This is a genomic window from Paraburkholderia sp. BR10923 (genome assembly GCF_040948765.1).
Taxonomy (GTDB): Bacteria; Pseudomonadota; Gammaproteobacteria; order Burkholderiales; family Burkholderiaceae; genus Paraburkholderia; species Paraburkholderia youngii.
Genome location: NZ_JBFPKO010000139.1, coordinates 1 through 794, shown reverse-complemented (window position 1 = coordinate 794; position 794 = coordinate 1). Strand labels below are relative to the sequence as shown.

At 62.5% G+C, this 794-nt stretch carries 1 pseudogene; it reads left to right on the top strand.

From position 1 onward, the window contains the following. A pseudogene (locus tag AB3X94_RS41790) lies at window positions 1-794 on the top strand (IS3 family transposase); the annotation flags it as partial.

Sequence of the window (794 nt, the reverse complement as noted above, 5' to 3'; positions counted from 1 at the left end):
TGCGTGCGGAGAATGCGCGACTGAAGATGGAGCGCGACATTCTAAAAAAGGCGGCAGCGTACTTTGCGAAAGAATCGCCGTGAAGTACGCCTTTATCGAACGGGAGCACAAGCGCTGGCCGGCGTCGCTGCTGTGCGAGTTGCTGGAGGTCAGCCCGAGCGGGTATCACCAGCGGCGTCAGCGGGCTGCAGCGGGCCGGGAGAGGCACAGCCCGGTACGAATCAGCGACGATGCCGTGCTGGCCAACATCCGCGCGATCCATGCGCAGGTCAAGGGTGAGTACGGCTGGCCGCGCATGACGAAAGAACTGGTTGCACGTGGTGTGCGCGTGGGTAAGGAGCGGGTTCGCCATCTGATGGCGCGGCACGGCATTCGTGCTCGGCACAAGCGCAAGTTCATCGCGACGACGAATTCGAACCATAACCTGCCGGTCGCGCCGAACTTGCTGAAGCGTAACTTCACGACGAGTGCGCCGAATCAGGTCTGGACGAGCGACATCACGTACTGCGCGACTGCAGAAGGCTGGGTTTATCTGGCGGTCATCATCGACCTGTTCAGCCGGCAGGTGGTGGGCTGGTCGATGCAGCCTCACATGAAGGCCGAGCTGGTCACTGACGCGCTGCGCATGGCATGGTTCAGACGGCGTCCGCCGCCGGGCCTGATCATGCACAGCGACCGGGGCAGCCAGTATTGCAGCGGGCTGTTTCAGGACACGCTGAAAGCATATGGCATGCGTTCGTCGATGAGCCGCCGTGGCGATTGCTGGGACAACGCGCCGACCGAAAGCTTGTGGG